The following is a 15,315-nucleotide window of genomic DNA, read 5'->3' on the forward strand; positions in this document are numbered from 1 at the left end:
ATGAACGGTGACCGTCCGGGATGGCTGTGGTGTCTGCTCGCCGGCGCGGTGTTCGCCGTGTGCATGGCCGGCACCACGCTGCCCACCCCGCTCTACCCCCTCTACCAGGCGGAACTGGGCTTCTCCGAGCTGACCGTCACCGTCGTCTACGCGGTGTACGCCTTCGCCGTCATCGGTGTGCTGCTGCTGGCCGGCAACGCCTCCGACGCCGTGGGCCGACGGCTGGTGCTGCTGGGCGGCCTGGGATTCTCCGCGGCGAGCGCCCTCTGCTTCCTGTGCGCGACGGGGCTGGGCTGGTTGTACGCGGGCCGGCTGCTGTCGGGGCTGTCCGCGGGCCTGTTCACGGGGGCGGCCACGGCGTACGTGATGGAGCTGGCGCCCCGCGGCGGCGCCTCCCGGGCCACCTTCGTGGCGACGGCCGCCAACATGGGCGGACTCGGCTGCGGTCCGCTGCTGGCCGGGCTGCTCGCCCGGTACGCCCGCTGGCCGCTGTACCTGCCGTTCGCCGTGCACCTCGCCCTGGTCGTGCTGTCGGCCGCCGTCCTGCTGCGCCTGCCGGAGACCGTACGGGAGCTGCGGCCGCTGCGGACCGTCCGGCCGCAGCGGCCGGCCCTGCCCGCCCGGGTGCGGGCGGTGTTCGGCCCCGCGGCGACCGCGTCGTTCGTGGGGTTCGCGCTGTTCGGCGTGTTCACGGCCGTCGGCCCGGCCTTCCTCGCCGAGTCCCTGGACCTGCACGACCACGCCGTGAGCGGGCTGGTCGTCGCCCTGGCGTTCTTCTCCTCGACCGCCGGGCAGCTGGCGGTCGGCCGCATCGGTGTCGGCCGGTCGCTGCCGCTGGGCTGCGCCGCGCTGCTGGCGGGTCTGCTGCTGCTCGCGGGCGCCCTGCACTGGAGCCTGCTGGCGCTGGTGGTGCTGAGCGCGCTCGTCGGCGGTGCCGGACAGGGGCTGGCGTTCCGCGGGGCGCTGTCCTCGGTGGCCGCGGCGTCACCGGCCGACCGGAGGGCGGCGGTGATCTCGACGCTGTTCGTCGTGGCCTACGCGGGGATCTCCGTGCCGGTCATCGGCGTCGGGCTGCTGACGGAACCGCTCGGCCTGGAGGGCGCCGGGCTGGTGTTCCTCGCGTGCATGGGCGTGCTGGTCACCACGGCCGCCGTCTACCTGCTGCGCCGGCCGGTACGGTCCGGGGTGTGACGGCGGGGACGGCCGGCATCCCGGGAACCCCGGCGGAGGCCGTCGTTCCCCCCTTACGCTCCCTCGCATGGTTCTCGGACGAGCGTTACGACGAGCGTTACGACGAGCGTTGAAGGTGATCACGATCGTCGTCCTGGCCCTCGCCGGGGCGGTCCAGGGCACGGCGTACGCCGGGCAGGGCGGGAGCGGGCGGCAGCTGCTGTTCCACAACCACGCCTACGGCGTCCTCGACCGGGAGACCGCCGACGCCATCGAGCACTCCGCCTACCTTCGGGACTTCGCGAACTTCCAGGTCCGCACGACGACGGGTGTCGACGGGCAGACCTGGACCGGCCGCTACCTGATGGGCCGCGAGACCTACGTCGAGCTGTTCGGGGTCGGCGACGTCCCCGGCAAGGACGGCACCCTCGGCGCCGCCGGTCTGGGTGTCTCCGCCGAGCGGAAGGGCGGTCTGGAGCAGGTGATCGCCCGGCTGCGCGAGGAGGGCGTCCCCGACCCGGTCCGGTTCCGGCAGACGCGCGACTTCGGCGACGGCGTGCCCGTGCCCTGGTTCGACGCCGTGTTCACCACCGGTGAGTACGACCTGTTCGGGGCGTGGGGCATGGAGTACCTGCCCGAGTACTTCGCCGACCCGCGCAGCAACACCGAGCCCGCGGCGTACCCCGGCGACGTGGGACGCGAGCGCTACCTGCCCGACGCCTACCGCGAGCACCTGATGCGGGACGTGACGGGCATCCGCCTCGCCGTGACCGCGCGCGACCTCGCGAACACCGTTCCCCTGCTGGAGGCCGGGGGGTTCCGGGTCCGCTCCGTGGAGGGCGGGGGCGTCGTCGCCGAGGGCGGCGGGACGGCACTGAGGTTCGACGTGGCGCCGCTCGACCGGGTCGGGCTCAAGCGGATCGACCTGTCCCTGAACAGGGCGGTGCCCCACCGGCACGTGGAGCGGATCGGGCACTCCGGCCTCGTCGTCGGCCCGGGCCCCCGTGCCGTGTGGACCTTCGGGGAGCAGGGTCAGCGGCGCCCGGCGCCACGGCAGTAGCGGCCGATCAGCCGCCGCTGCCGTACGGCCTGGTGATGATCTCCAGGCGGTGGCCGTCGGGGTCGTCGAAGTACGTGCCGCGACCGCCGTCGTGGTGGTTGATCTCGCCCGGGCGGCTGTGGAACGGATCCGCCCAGTACGTCAGCCCGGCCTGCCGGATGCGGCCGAAGATCTCGTCGAACTCGTCCTCCGAGACGAGGAAGGCGTAGTGCTGCGGCGTGATGGCCCCGGGGCTGTCCATGAAGTCGAGGGTGACGCCGTTGGGGATCTCGACCGGGAGGAACGGACCGTAGGGCGGGCCGACCTCGAGCCCGAGGATGCCGGCGAGGAACCGGGCCGATGCGCGTTTGTCGTGCGCGGCGACGATGGTGTGGTTCAGCTGCACGGTCATGGCGGGCCTCCCCTGACGGAGCGGTGAACCCGTGGTGCACTCCCCCCTGTGTACCCGGGCACGCGCTCTCGCGCACCAGGAACGCCAGAGGGCCCCGGCTCGTGCCCGGGGCCCTCGTCGCGGGGGGGGCACGCCGCCGGGGTCCCAGGGCGCGGCCGGGGTCCCCGCGGTCGTACGGCGACCGGCCCGTCCGTCTCAGATGGTGGCCGCGTCGATCACGAAGCGGTACCGCACGTCACTGGCCAGCACCCGCTCGTAGGCCTCGTTGATCTGGTCGCCGCGGATCAGCTCGATCTCGGCGCCCAGGCCGTGCTCGGCGCAGAAGTCGAGCATCTCCTGGGTCTCCGCGATGCCGCCGATCATGGAGCCGGCGAGGGACTTGCCGCCGCCGATCACCGAGAACAGGTTCAGGGAGATGGGCTCCTCGGGGGCGCCGACGTTGGCCAGCGTGCCCTCGGTCTTCAGCAGCGACAGGTAGGCGCCGAAGTCCAGCGGGGCCGAGACGGTGGAGACGATCAGGTCGAAGGTGCCGGCCAGCTCCTCGAAGGTCTTCGGGTCGCTGGTGGCGTGGTAGTGGTCCGCACCCAGCTTCAGGCCGTCCTCGCGCTTGCGCAGCGACTGCGACAGGACGGTCACCTCGGCGCCGAGCGCGTGCGCGATCTTCACGCCCATGTGGCCGAGGCCGCCGAGGCCCACGATCGCGACCTTCCTGCCGGGGCCGGCGCCGAAGCGCTTGAGCGGCGAGTAAAGGGTGATGCCGGCGCACAGCAGCGGCGCGGCGACGTCCAGGGACAGGCCGTCGGGGATGCGGAGGACGAAGTTCTCGTCGACGACGACCTTCTGCGAGTAGCCGCCGTAGGTGGGCTCGCCGTCCTTGCCGATGCCGTTGTAGGTCGGGATGTTGCCCTTGACGCAGTACTGCTCGCGGCCGGCCCTGCAGTTCTCGCACTCGCGGCAGGAGTCGACCATGCAGCCGACGCCCACGCGGTCGCCGACGGCGAACTTCGTCACGCCGGGGCCCACCTCGGAGACGACACCGGCGATCTCGTGGCCGGGGACCATCGGGAAGATGGCCTCGCCCCAGCCCTCGTTGGCCTGGTGGATGTCGGAGTGGCAGATGCCGGCGAACTTGATGTCGATCAGGACGTCGTGCTCGCCGACCTGGCGGCGTTCGATCGTGGTGCGCTCCAGCGGTGCCTTGGGGGCGGGAGCGGCGTACGCAGCGACGGTGGTCATGCCGGGGTTCTCCTAGGGACGGGGTGTGCCCGGCTGCCTTCTGGATCTTCTGCCCGGGCACGGCCACCAGCCTGCGCGATCCGTGAGCCGCTACCCAGACCACGCTTTTGCGTACGCACACCGTGCGTACCACTGGCGGGGTCAGGCTCGTGTGCGTACGACCAGGAATACTGGACGGCATGGACGTACAGCCCGAAACCACCCCGAGCAGCGGCGGCGGCCTGGACCCGCGGGCCGAGCTCAGCGAGTTCCTGCGCACGCGGCGGGCGCGGCTGAAGCCCGAGGACGTGGGGCTGCCGGACTTCGGGCGGCGCCGGGTGCCCGGGCTGCGCCGGGAGGAGCTGGCGCAGCTGGCCGGGGTGTCCGTGGCCTACTACACGCGGCTGGAGCAGGGCAACGGGCACAACGTGTCGGCGGAGGTGCTGGACGCCATCGCGCGGGCCCTGCGGCTGAGCGCCGCCGAGCACGCGCACCTGACGCACCTGGCGAAGCCGAAGCAGCACAAGAAGAAGCCGGCGGCACGCAGCCAGCAGGTGCGGCCGGCGCTGCGGCACCTGCTGGACGCGATCGACGGCGTGCCGGCGTACGTGGTCGGGCGCCGTTCGCACGTGCTGGCCTGGAACCGGATGGCCGCGGCTCTCTTCGGGGACTGGGCGCAGCTGCCGGCGCACGAGCGGAACTGGGCGCGGATGGTGTTCCTGCGGCCCGAGTACCGCGAGCTGTTCGCGGAGTGGGAGCAGAAGGCGGCCGACATCGTCGGCTACCTGCGCATGGACGCGGGCTGCCACCCGGACGACCCGCAGCTGTCGGCGCTGGTCGGGGAGTTGTCGGTGAAGAGCGAGGAGTTCCGCCGCCTCTGGGCCGCCCACGACGTCAAGGAGAAGAGCCACGGCGTCAAGCACATGCGCCACCCCCTGGTGGGCGACCTGACGCTCTCCTTCGAGACGTTCCGCCTGGTCGACGACGCCGAACAGTCCCTGGTCACGTACCACGCCGAGCCCGGCACCAGCTCGGCGGAGGCCCTGCGGCTGCTGGCGAGCTGGGGGGCGGACGCGACGCGGGCGGGGGCCGGGAGCCCGGCCCCGTAGACGCGGAACGGCCCGCCGGGGGCGAAGCTCCCGGCGGGCCGCTCACCAGCGGGCCCTGCGGCCTACTTGCCGTAGTAGGCGTTGTAGATCGAGATCGTCGACTTGTTGCCCTTCTTGTCGGCGATCTTGGCGTGGAAGGAGACGGCCTTCCCCTTCGCCGGGTTCTTGAAGGAGACCTTGCCCTTCTTGACGGCGAGCTTCTTCCAGGTCTTGCCGTAGTCGTAGGACACGTACACCGACAGCGACTTGAGGTTGCTGCCCTTGGCGGCGCCCTCGACGGTGACCGGGACGGTCACCTGCTTGCCGGCCGGGGCCTTGCTGTCCAGCCCGGTGGCCGCGCCGAAGCGGGCCGTGGAGGCGGGCAGCTGCACGAGCCGGTCACCGGACGGCTTCTTGGAACGGAAGGTCCAGCTGGCGTCGATGCGGGTGGAAGCCGCCGCGACCTTGACGCTGCGCTTGACCGACGTGGTCAGCTTGTACTCGGCGTCACCGGCCGGGACCCGGAACTCCTCGCCGTACAGCGGGTCGGTGTTGGAGCCGATCTTGGTGCCGTTGCGGTAGAGGTTCGTCGAGGCCGACGTGAACTCGGACGAGCCCGCGTGGCCGGAGCCGTCGGCGAACAGCGGCAGCGAGCCGTAGAGGGCGTTGCCGTTGCGGAAGATGCCGAACTGGTCGTTCAGGCGCGGACCGAAGACCGCCGTGTTGATGGTCTTGGTGTACTTCTGGCCGGCCTTGTACGTCTGCGGGTAGACCGAGTAGCCGGCGTCGGGGATCGGATTGCCGTCCGCGTCCTTGCCCCCGTACTGCGTGAAGTCGAACGCCCACTGGACCTTGTCCGAGGTCGACAGGTACATGGTGCGCGCGCTCGGCAGCTTCTGCTCCACCGGGACACCGAAGGTCACGGTGTCGGGCAGCTCGCCCATCGTCCACAGGTCACCGGTCTTGCCGGACGCCGCCGCACCCATGTTGTGCTTCACCGTGGCGAGTTCGCTCGCCTTGAAGTGCCGGACCTTGGCACCCTGGATCTTCTTCACCTTGGCGGAGGTGACGACGTCGTACTCGGCGCTGTCGCCCTTGGTCCACTGCCCGCTCCAGCTCTGGCTCAGCCCGGAGACCTCCGGGCCCAGGTGGGCCATGCGCAGGTCGGCGAACTCGCCGACGCTCAGGCCGAGCCCCGTGCCGGCTGTGTCGTAGGAGTAGTCGACCATCGCGGACAGCGGCTTGGCCTGCGCGTCCGGGACCGTGATGTCGGCCGACTGGGTCTTACGGGCGTCGATGGTCACCGTGGTGTTCTTGGTGACGGCCAGCTTGGGCTGGACCAGCCAGTCGACGCCGCCCGCCCAGCCGTCGACGTCCTCGGCGATCAGGCTGTTGAGCAGGTACGACCCCTTGGGCAGGCGCAGGGTGACCTCACCCGAGGGCGTTCCCGGCGCCGTGTAGGAACGCTCCTTGCCCAGGCCCGTGTAGCCCGCGGCCTCGGTGGTGTAGCCGGCCGTCGGCTTGCCGTCCCTGCCGATGTGCTTCAGCGTGACGTCGTACGACTCGACCTCGCGCTGCACCGCCGCCGCCGTGCGGACCGTCTGGCCGCCGCCCGTCGCCGTCACGTACGAGGAGTAGGCGCCGTCGAGGGTGCCGCCCAGCCTGGTGTCGACGGTGAAGGGGACGGAGGCCTTGCCGCCGGCCGGGACGGTCACCGAGGTGGCGCCGAGCTTGAAGAAGCCGGCCGGGGCGGCCTGACCCTTCGGGTTGGTGGCGGTCGACGCCAGCTTCAGCGTGACGTCCTTCGTACCGAGGTTGCGGTACGTCAGCTCCTTGGTGACCGGCTTGTCGTCGGTGTGCGGCCACTGCTGGATGCCGAAGCTCACCGACACCGGCTCGGCGATGACCGTCTGCTTGACGGCCTTGTCGACCTGGATGCGGCCCGAACCCTGCTGGAACGGCGTGTATTTGCCGCCCTTGGTGGAGCCGGTGAGGGCGCCCTTGAGCTCGGTGTACTTCCACTCGGGGTGCTGCTGCTTCAGGATCGCCGCCGCGCCCGCGACGTGCGGGGTCGCCATCGACGTACCGGAGATGGTCATGTAGCCGGCCGGCTTCTCGCCGACGTCCTGGGCTATCAGGTTGCCCGGGACGGAGGCCGCGGTGATGTCCACGCCGGGCGCGGTCACGTCGGGCTTGAGGGCGCCGTCCGTGCCGGGGCCGCGGCTGGAGAAGTCCGCCAGCACGTCCTTGTCGTCGACGGCGCCGACGGTCAGGGCCGCGGCGGCGCTGCCCGGGGAGCCGACGGTCTGCTCGCCGAAGTCGCCCTCGTTGCCGGCGGCGATGGCGAACAGGACGCCCTTCTCCTCGGAGAGCTTGTTCACCACCGCTTCCATCGGGTCGATCTCAGGCGTGTCCAGGCCGCCCAGGCTCATGTTGATGACGTCGGCGCCCTGCGCGGCGGCCCACTCCATGCCGGCGACGATCTCGGAGTCGCTGCCGTATCCGGCGTCGTCGAGGACCTTGCCGTTGAGGATCTTCGCGCCGGGCGCGACGCCCTTGTACGTGCCGCCGGACTTCGCGCCGGTGCCGGCCGCGATGGAGGCGACGTGCGTGCCGTGGCCGACCTTGTCGGTGGTGTCGGGCGCGGCGGAGAAGTTCTTGGCGGCGACGACCTGGCCCTTGAGGTCGGCGTGCGTGCCGTCGACACCGGTGTCCAGGACGGCGATCTTGACGCCCTTGCCGTCGTAGCCGGCCGACCACGCCGCGGGGGCGCCGATCTGCCGGACGGACTTGTCGAGGCTGGCCTTGCGGACGCCGTCCAGCCAGACGTGCGCGATGCCGGCGGCGGTCTTGTCGCCGTTGGTGACGGCGTCCCAGAGCTCGGGGGTCTCCCCCTGCGGCGTCTGGACCGCGTCGGCGTTGAGGGTCTTCAGGGTGTGGCTCAGCGTGCCCGCGTCACGCACGTCGGCCTTGGTGGCCGCGGCGCTGCCCCGGTAGCCGACGATGACCTTCAGGCCCTTCTTCTGGGCCTTGCGGGTCGCGGACTTGTTGAGCTCGGTGACGTCGAAGAGACGCTGGTCGAGCTTGCCCGAGGCGACGAGACGGGCCGCGTCGGCCGGGATCACCAGGGTGTGGCCGTCGATCTTGCGGACCTGGACGGGTATGTCCTCACGGCCCTTGGCCCGCTCCAGGCCGACCACGCGGCCCTTGGCGTCCAGGGAGACCCGGTCACCGGTGATGAGCGTGATGTGGTGCTTGGCGGTGAGCGAGGCACGCTTGGCGGCGGCCGTCCGCTCGCCGTCGGCCGACGCCGGGCTGGTCATGCCCGCCGCGAGGGCCACGGCTGCCGCTGTGGCGACCGTGGCCGCGCACGCCCTTTTCACTTGTCTGCGCAAGTTTCCCCCTTGCAGAAGAACCGGGCGAATTCCCCGTTCACCCGGCCGGGGGTGGTCTCGCACGCATACACGTACACCCCCCGGACGACGCAGTATGCCGAGGGGTGATCAGCTGCTCAATAGGTGAGAGGGGAGTGAGAGATCCGTCGGCCGGCTGTTACACGATCGCCGGAACTCCGTTACAGAATAAGGGAGTTGGGTCCGCTCGCCCCACTTGACGGGTGGTGCGGCCGGGGACGGCGGCCGTACGGCGGCGAGCAGCGGAAGGCCGCCGCCCGGCCCTCCTCGGGCGGGCGGCGGCCTGCGTGCTCGGGTGGATCCGGCGGGCCGTCAGACAGCCGAGCCGGCCTTCCAGTCGGCCCAGTCCATGTTCCAGCCGTTGAGGCCGTTGTCCGGCGCGATGGTCTTGTCGCCGGTGTTCTCGACGACGACCACGTCACCGAGGATCGAGTTGTCGAAGAACCAGGCACCAGGCGTGTTGGGGTCGTTCGCGCCCTTGGTGTCCTGGAGACCGACGCAGCCGTGGCTGGTGTTGGCGCTGCCGAAGATGGACTTCGCGCCCCAGTAGTTGCCGTGGATGAAGGTGCCGGAGCTGGAGAGGCGGATGGCGTGCGGCACGTCCTTGATGTCGTACTCGCCCTTGCCGTCGTCGTCCGTGAAGCCCACGGTCGCGCCGTTCATGCGCGTCTCCTTGAACTTCTCGGACATCACCATGATGCCCTCGTAGGTCTTGTTCTCCGGCGAACCGGCCGAGATCGGGATGGTCCGCACGACCTTGCCGTCCTGCGTGACCTTCATCTGCTTGGTCTTCGCGTCGACGTACGAGACCTGGTTGCGGCCGATCTTGAAGGTGACGGTCTTCTGCTGGACGCCGAAGACGCCCTTGGCTCCCTCGACGCCGTCGAGCGCGAGCTTCAGCGTGACCGTGGAGCCTTCCTTCCAGTAGTCCTCGGGGCGGCAGTCCATGCGATTGGCGTTGAACCAGTGGCAGGCCACCTCCTGGCCGCTGGTGGTGCTGACCGTGATGCCCTTCTGGACCGCGGCCTTGTTGGTGATCGCCTTGTCGAAGTTGATCGACACCGGCATGCCGACGCCGACGGTGGTGCCGTCGTCCGGGGTGAAGTTGCCGATGAAGCTGTTGGCCGGGGATACCGTGGTGAACGAGGCGTTCTCGTGGGCGACGCGCCCGGCGGCGTCCTTCGCCTCCGCCGCCAGCCTGTAGGTCGTCGACCGCTCCAGCTGCGCGCTGGGCTTCCAGCTCTTCTTGTCGGCGGATATCTGGCCGCTGACCTCGGTGCCGTCGGCCGTGGTCATCTTGACCGCCGTGAGCGTGCCCTTGCTCACGGTGACGGCCGCCGAGTTGTTGATCGACGCGTTGTTCGAGCCGTCCTTGGGTGTGATCTTGATCTGGGCCTCGGAGGTCTTCTTGGCCGCGGCCTCGTCGACCTTCGACTGGGAGCTGTCGCCGCCGTCCCCGCCGGAGGCGCCGTCGTCGCCGCCGGAACAGGCCGAGAGCACCAGCACTCCGCCGAGCAGTGCGGACGCGACCGTCAGGCCCTTGCGCCGCTTACTGACCGTCATCACACGCTTCTCCATCGTTGCCGATTTCCCCAAAACCCCGAGTCCCCCGCCACCGACCAAGTGCCCACGCGGCGCCGCGTGAGTCCCGGCCGGGAGTCCCCGTCGATAACTTTCAACGCTACGACCGGTTCGCCCGGTTCCCCAGTGGCACAGGTGTGGGGATCGACACGTCCGCGGCGGACGGTGCCGGACGAGGTGGGTGCGGCCGTGCGCCGTCCGAGAAGCGAGGACCCCGGGCGACCGCCGCCGCCCGGGGTCGGTTACTCCCGCGCGGTCAGCCGTCGTTGCCGTCCTCCTCATCATCCTCGTCGAGGTCCCAGTCCGGCGCATCGGGGTCGTGGTCGACCCGCTCGGCACTCCAGGAGGCCTGCTGCAGCTCCACCCCCGGCACCTGGCTGACCAGGTCGAACGGGTCGACCAGGTAGGCGAGCGCCTCCGCGGTGTCTTCCGTCACAGCGCCCTCGGCATGGGCCCGCTCGGCCGCCGGCATGCCGTCGTCCTCCCCGATCAGGCGCAGCGCGGCCTTGGTGACCGCGTCGGCGTCGTCGACTTCGAGGACGAGGTCCACCCGAAGCCGTACAAAACGTGATGTCTCAGCAGTGCTCATGGCGCGAGCGTACGTCGAGGCCCACCCGTGACTTTCCCGTGACCCGCGACTTTCACTAACATCGCCCCACACGGCCAATTCGCCGACGCCACAAGGGGATCGATATTCCGTGTCATCCGCTCGCCGTCCGTTGCTGACCGCCACTGCCGCGGCGTCCCTGCTGGGCGCCATGTGGTTCGTCCCGTCCGCCAACGCGACGTCGGAGTCCCCGGTCAGAGAGGCGGTCCCGGCCAGTCCGTCGCCGCAGGTCACGGAGCAGGCTCGGATCGCCGCCACGACCGCCGACACCTCCGCGACGGGGACCCGGCTCGCCGACACCGGCAGCTTCGACAGCACGCCGTACGTCATCGGCGGCACCTTCTGCCTGGCGCTGGGCGCCGGGTTCGTCGTGTACTCGGTCCGCCGGGAACGGCTCGGTATCTGACCGCGTTCGGGTCTGCGGCCGCACGTGCGCCGGCCGCCTGCCGCACGTGCAGGGGGCCCTGCCGTACGGCAGGGCCCCCTTGCTCGTCCGTTGCCGCCTACCGGAGCGGCCCGGTGACCGTCTCCACCGCGGCCAGCAGCCGCCCGTCGCGCACGAAGGCGTCGGCCGCCGCGAGGTCGGGCGCCAGGAACCGGTCCGGCCCCGGGCCCTGAACTCCCGCCTCCCGTACGGCGTCGAGGACGGCCCGTGTCGCGGGCGCCGGGGTGAGTCCCTCGCGCAGTTCGACGGCGCGGGTCGCCGCGTACAGCTCGATGGCCAGCACGCGGGTGAGGTTGTCCACGGACGTGCGCAGCTTGCGCGCCGCCGACCAGCCCATCGAGACGTGGTCCTCCTGCATGGCGGAGGACGGGATGGAGTCGGCCGAGGCCGGCACGGCGAGCCGCTTCAGCTCGCTCACCAGCGCCGCCTGCGTGTACTGAGCGATCATCAGGCCCGAGTCCACACCGGCGTCGTCGGCGAGGAACGGCGGCAGCCCGTGGCTGCGGTTCTTGTCGAGCAGCCGGTCGGTGCGCCGCTCGGCGATGGAGCCGAGGTCGGCGGCGGCGACGGCGAGGAAGTCCAGCACGTAGGCGACGGGCGCCCCGTGGAAGTTGCCGTTGGACTCCACCCGCCCGTCGGGCAGGACCACCGGATTGTCCACCGCCGAGGCCAGTTCGCGGTCGGCGACCAGCCGGGCGTGGGCCATGGTGTCGCGCCCGGCCCCGGCGACCTGCGGGGCGCAGCGCACCGAGTAGGCGTCCTGGACCCGCGGGGCGTCGTCCTGGTGATGGCCGGTCAGGCCCGAGCCCTTCAGCACGGCCAGCATGTTGGCGGCGCTGGCGGCCTGGCCCGGGTGCGGCCGGATGGCGTGCAGTTCGGGGGCGAGGACCTTGTCCGTGCCGAGCAGTGCCTCCAGCGACAGGGCCGCCGTGACGTCGGCGGACCGGTAGAGGGTCTCCAGGTCGGCCAGGGCCATGATCAGCATGCCGAGCATGCCGTCGGTGCCGTTGAGGAGGGCGAGGCCCTCCTTCTCGCGCAGTTCGACGGGCCGGATGCCGTGCGCGGCGAGCAGGTCGGCGGCCGGGCGCACGACGCCGTCGGGGCCCTCGGCGTCGCCCTCTCCCATGAGCGCGAGCGCGCAGTGGGACAGCGGCGCGAGGTCGCCGGAGCAGCCGAGGGAGCCGTACTCGTGCACGACCGGGGTGATCCCGGCGTTGAGCAGGTCGGCCATGGTCTGCGCGACCTCGGGCCGTACGCCGGTGCGCCCGGAGCAGACGGTCTTCAGGCGCAGGAACATCAGGGCGCGGACGACTTCCCGCTCGACCCGCGGGCCCATGCCGGCGGCGTGCGAGCGGACGATGTTGCGCTGGAGCTGAGCGCGCAGCTCGGGGCTGATGTGCCGGGTCGCCAGGGCGCCGAAGCCGGTGCTCACGCCGTACACGGGGTCCGGCTTGGCCGCCAGGGCGTCCACGATCTCGCGGGCCGCGGCGAGGGCGGCCACGGCCTCCTCGGAGAGCTCGACGCGGGCCCCGGCACGCGCCACGGCGAGCACGTCGGACGCCGTCGTCCCGGACGTCCCCACCACCACAGTGTGCATATCCATATTCAGGAGCGTACGCAGTGAATTCGTTGATGTCACCACTGGGGACCGGGTTCACCCCTTACCGGTACGTCACAGAGGCGGTCCCCACCGGCCGGCCGGCTCACGGCGTGTGCCGGCCGCGGAAACTGCGGCGCTCCCCGTCGGCCGCCTCCCTGGACGGCTCGTCCGCGAGCCGCAGGACGGGGTCGTCGGGGCCGGCCCGGCCGGCGACGACGGGCTTCGCGGCCCGTTCCGCCTTGGCCTTGTACTGAGCCGCGTCGGCGAGCCGGAAGAGCCGCCGGGCCGAGCGCACCGGCCCGATCGGGTCCTCGGTGGAGGCGACCCCGCAGGCCACGCCGTCGCCCAGCTCCAACTCGGCCGCGCGGCGGCACAGTTCCCCGGCCGCCTTCACCACCTGGTCGGCGGGCGGCCCCACCGCGAGCAGGCAGAACTCGTCCCCGCCGAGCCGGGCCGCGAGCGCACCCGGCAGCATCGCCCCGCACAGCGACAGCACCGAGCCGAACCGCTCCAGCAGCCGGTCGCCGGCCGCGTGCCCGTGGGTGTCGTTGACCCGCTTGAGCCCGTTCAGATCGCAGACGACCAGACTGACCACGGCGCCCTCCCGCCGGTGCCGCTCGATCGCCCGCTCCAGGCGCACGTCGACGGCCCGGCGGTTGGCGAGCCCGGTGAGGGAGTCGGTGAAGGCGAGCCGCCGGGCCTCCTCCAGCCGCTCGGTCTGGGCGATGCCGGCGGCCACGACGGAGGCCAGGACGGTGGCGAAGTCGGCGTCGGCCCGCCCGAAGACGGGCTCGCCCACCGGCCGCGCCACGTACAGCTCTCCCCAGGCCCTGCCGTGCAGCACGATGGGCGCGACCACGCAACAGCCGCGGCCGCGGCGGCGCAGGGCGGCGACGCGCTGGTGGCAGTACCCGGGCTGCCCGCCCGCGGGCCCTTCGGCGGTCTCCACCCAGGCGTCCGGCTCCCCGCCGCCGGCCCACTGCTCGTGCAGGAACTCGGTGATCTCCGCGAACTGGTGCACGGGGTAGGACTCGTCCTCGGGGAACTCCTCCTCCCCCTCGGCGAGCTCCCCGACGTTCACCAGGACCTTCAGCCGCCCCAGCTCCCGCTCCCACACCGACAGCGCGGCGAAACTCCCGCCCAGCGCCCGGCACGCCCCGGTGGCCGCGGCACGCCACGCCTCACGCGATCCGTGCGCGGCCGCCATCCCCTGAGCCAACGCGACGACGGCCACCAGCCGTCTGTCCTCACCCATCACTCCAGGCTAGGGAGTTTTCAGCCAAACCGACCTGTTCATGGCGCGAACGGGGAGGGACCAGCGCCGGTTTGAGGGGAAGCGAAGCAGACGCACGGGCGACGCCGACGCCCGAGAGGGAACAGGCGGGTGGGCGGGCCCGCGGAGAGGCCTACGACAGCACGGCAGGCGGCCCGACAACACCATCCCGGCCGGCCCCCGCCTCGTGACACCGTCGGGCACCGCCGGACCCCCGCCCCGCGGAGGCCGCCGGGATCCGGTCTCGTGGGCGGCGCCGGGACCGGCCCGACGGTGTTCGCGGCAGGCCCGGGCAGGCGGGTCTCGTCCGCCCCCGGCCCCACGGGCGGGTGACGGCATCACGACAGGTTCGGCAGGCTCCAGCCGCGGGCTGCGCCGTCCGGAGCCGCCGCGCGGGTTCAGTCGTTCACTCTCCCGGCCACTGCGGCTTGCGGCGCTCGTTGAAGGCCGCGACACCCTCCGCGCGGTCGCCCGAGAAGGCCGTGGCCCGCCATGCCGCGTCCTCGACCTCCAGCCCGGCCCGCAGGTCCAGCCCCTGGCCCAGCCGCAGCGCCCGCTTCGCCGCCCGCAGCCCCACCGGGGAGTTCCCGGCGATGCGCGCGGCCAGCGCCAGCGCCTCGTCGCGGTCCCGGCCGGCCTCGACGACCTGGTCGACCAGGCCCAACTCGCCCGCCTCCGCGGCCTCCACCCGGCGTGCGGAGAAGATCAGCTCGGCCGCCCGGGCCGCCCCGACCCGGCGCGGCAGCAGCTGCGTACCGCCACCGCCGGGAATCACCCCGACGGACACCTCCGGCAGCCCCACCACGGCCGTACGGTCCGCCACGATCACGTCGCACGCGAGGGCCAGCTCGAACCCGCCGCCGAGCGCGAACCCGTGCACCGCCGCCACCGTCGGCACCGGCAGCTCCAGCACCCCCGTGTACGCCCCGCGGGTCACCGGCCGCTGGCGCAGCAGGTCGGCGTCGCTGAACGAGTTCCGCTCCTTCAGGTCGGCCCCGACGCAGAACGCCCGCTCGTGCGTGGAGGTCAGGACGACCACCCGCACCTCCCGGTCCTGCCCCAGCGCCGTACACGCACCGGCGATGGACCGCGCCATCTCGGTCGACACCGCGTTCATGGCCTTGGGCCGGTCGAGGACGAGCTCCGCGACGTGCCCCTGCTCGTGCCGCCGCACCAGCACGAACTCCCCGAACCGTTCCTCACTCATGACACCCTCCGGTTAACGCGGGTTAACAAGACACCGCTCAGATCATCGCAGCCGTGCCCCATCGGCGGAAGGGCCGACCCGTCCGGTTCCCGTCCTGGCCCGTCCACCCGTTCGAGTGAAGTCCTCCCCACTCCGACCCGGTCGCCCGGGCCAGCGCATAACGTGCGTCAGCCATGGCGCACCGGGGGCGCGCGCATCGGGGAGGGACCGACCGCATGACGACGAAGAGACCGGCGACACCGCAGCCGCGACGGAACAGGGCCAC

12 protein-coding genes are annotated in these 15,315 nt (G+C 72.0%); 4 read left to right on the plus strand and 8 right to left on the minus strand.

Annotation, left to right across the window (positions count from 1 at the left end; translation table 11 throughout):
• Together Q5694_RS11230 and Q5694_RS11235 are read left to right on the plus strand one after the other, a co-directional pair.
• Nucleotides 1-1,191 carry an MFS transporter gene (locus Q5694_RS11230; protein ID WP_333932498.1) on the plus strand — a complete coding sequence of 397 codons (1,191 nt, stop codon included), beginning with the start codon at nt 1-3 and terminating at the stop codon, nt 1,189-1,191.
• A gap of 115 nt (nt 1,192-1,306) precedes the next feature.
• Nucleotides 1,307-2,230 carry a DUF5829 family protein gene (locus Q5694_RS11235; RefSeq protein ID WP_333932499.1) on the plus strand — a complete coding sequence of 308 codons (924 nt, stop codon included), beginning with the start codon at nt 1,307-1,309 and terminating at the stop codon, nt 2,228-2,230.
• A 7-nt stretch (nt 2,231-2,237) separates the two neighbouring features.
• Here Q5694_RS11235 and Q5694_RS11240 read toward each other — a convergent pair whose 3' ends face one another.
• Together Q5694_RS11240 and Q5694_RS11245 are read right to left on the minus strand one after the other, a co-directional pair.
• A complete protein-coding gene (locus Q5694_RS11240; protein WP_333932500.1) occupies nt 2,238-2,621 on the minus strand; it encodes a VOC family protein in 384 nt (127 codons plus the stop codon).
• A gap of 195 nt (nt 2,622-2,816) precedes the next feature.
• Nucleotides 2,817-3,857 carry an NAD(P)-dependent alcohol dehydrogenase gene (locus Q5694_RS11245; protein ID WP_333932501.1) on the minus strand — a complete coding sequence of 347 codons (1,041 nt, stop codon included), beginning with the start codon at nt 3,855-3,857 and terminating at the stop codon, nt 2,817-2,819.
• Nucleotides 3,858-4,036: 179 nt separating this feature from the next.
• Here Q5694_RS11245 and Q5694_RS11250 point away from each other — a divergent pair, with 179 nt between their 5' ends.
• Nucleotides 4,037-4,945 (plus strand): helix-turn-helix domain-containing protein, encoded by a 909-nt coding sequence (locus Q5694_RS11250; protein WP_333932502.1) that lies wholly within the window; start codon nt 4,037-4,039, stop codon nt 4,943-4,945.
• Between the two features lie 62 nt (nt 4,946-5,007).
• Here the strand turns inward: Q5694_RS11250 and Q5694_RS11255 are convergent, their stop codons facing one another.
• The 3 genes from Q5694_RS11255 to Q5694_RS11265 form a co-directional block, all read right to left on the minus strand.
• On the minus strand, nt 5,008-8,319 hold the full coding sequence (locus Q5694_RS11255) for a S8 family peptidase (RefSeq protein WP_333932503.1): 3,312 nt from the start codon (nt 8,317-8,319) through the stop codon (nt 5,008-5,010).
• A gap of 330 nt (nt 8,320-8,649) precedes the next feature.
• Entirely contained in the window at nt 8,650-9,900 is a 1,251-nt protein-coding gene (locus Q5694_RS11260) for a L,D-transpeptidase (protein WP_333932504.1), read from the minus strand.
• A 274-nt stretch (nt 9,901-10,174) separates the two neighbouring features.
• On the minus strand, nt 10,175-10,507 hold the full coding sequence (locus Q5694_RS11265; protein ID WP_333932505.1) for a hypothetical protein: 333 nt from the start codon (nt 10,505-10,507) through the stop codon (nt 10,175-10,177).
• Between the two features lie 109 nt (nt 10,508-10,616).
• Between Q5694_RS11265 and Q5694_RS11270 the strand changes: the two genes are divergently transcribed.
• Nucleotides 10,617-10,931 carry an LPXTG cell wall anchor domain-containing protein gene (locus tag Q5694_RS11270; protein WP_333932506.1) on the plus strand — a complete coding sequence of 105 codons (315 nt, stop codon included), beginning with the start codon at nt 10,617-10,619 and terminating at the stop codon, nt 10,929-10,931.
• 97 nt (nt 10,932-11,028) lie between these two features.
• Here Q5694_RS11270 and hutH read toward each other — a convergent pair whose 3' ends face one another.
• From hutH to Q5694_RS11285, 3 genes are all read right to left on the minus strand, one after another.
• A complete protein-coding gene (gene hutH, locus Q5694_RS11275; RefSeq protein ID WP_333932929.1) occupies nt 11,029-12,567 on the minus strand; it encodes a histidine ammonia-lyase in 1,539 nt (512 codons plus the stop codon).
• A 106-nt stretch (nt 12,568-12,673) separates the two neighbouring features.
• Entirely contained in the window at nt 12,674-13,825 is a 1,152-nt protein-coding gene (locus Q5694_RS11280) for a GGDEF domain-containing protein (protein WP_333932507.1), read from the minus strand.
• A gap of 424 nt (nt 13,826-14,249) precedes the next feature.
• Complete coding sequence (locus Q5694_RS11285; RefSeq protein ID WP_333932508.1) at nt 14,250-15,050, minus strand: enoyl-CoA hydratase/isomerase family protein; 801 nt, start codon at nt 15,048-15,050, stop codon at nt 14,250-14,252.
• Between the last annotated feature and the right edge of the window lie 265 nt (nt 15,051-15,315).

Origin of the sequence: Streptomyces sp. AHA2 (assembly GCF_036857595.1) — a bacterium.
Lineage (GTDB): Bacteria > Actinomycetota > Actinomycetes > Streptomycetales > Streptomycetaceae > Streptomyces.

Bases quoted from the DNA above. Each gene is read 5' to 3' on its own strand.
- Q5694_RS11230 (WP_333932498.1), top strand. From the start codon at position 1: ATGAACGGTGACCGTCCGGGATGGCTGTGGTGTCTGCTCGCCGGCGCG.
- Q5694_RS11240 (WP_333932500.1), bottom strand. From the start codon at position 2,621: ATGACCGTGCAGCTGAACCACACCATCGTCGCCGCGCACGACAAACGC.
- Q5694_RS11245 (WP_333932501.1), bottom strand. From the start codon at position 3,857: ATGACCACCGTCGCTGCGTACGCCGCTCCCGCCCCCAAGGCACCGCTG.
- Q5694_RS11250 (WP_333932502.1), top strand. From the start codon at position 4,037: ATGGACGTACAGCCCGAAACCACCCCGAGCAGCGGCGGCGGCCTGGAC.
- Q5694_RS11260 (WP_333932504.1), bottom strand. From the start codon at position 9,900: ATGACGGTCAGTAAGCGGCGCAAGGGCCTGACGGTCGCGTCCGCACTG.
- Q5694_RS11265 (WP_333932505.1), bottom strand. From the start codon at position 10,507: ATGAGCACTGCTGAGACATCACGTTTTGTACGGCTTCGGGTGGACCTC.
- hutH (WP_333932929.1), bottom strand. From the start codon at position 12,567: ATGCACACTGTGGTGGTGGGGACGTCCGGGACGACGGCGTCCGACGTG.
- Q5694_RS11280 (WP_333932507.1), bottom strand. From the start codon at position 13,825: ATGGGTGAGGACAGACGGCTGGTGGCCGTCGTCGCGTTGGCTCAGGGG.
- Q5694_RS11285 (WP_333932508.1), bottom strand. From the start codon at position 15,050: ATGAGTGAGGAACGGTTCGGGGAGTTCGTGCTGGTGCGGCGGCACGAG.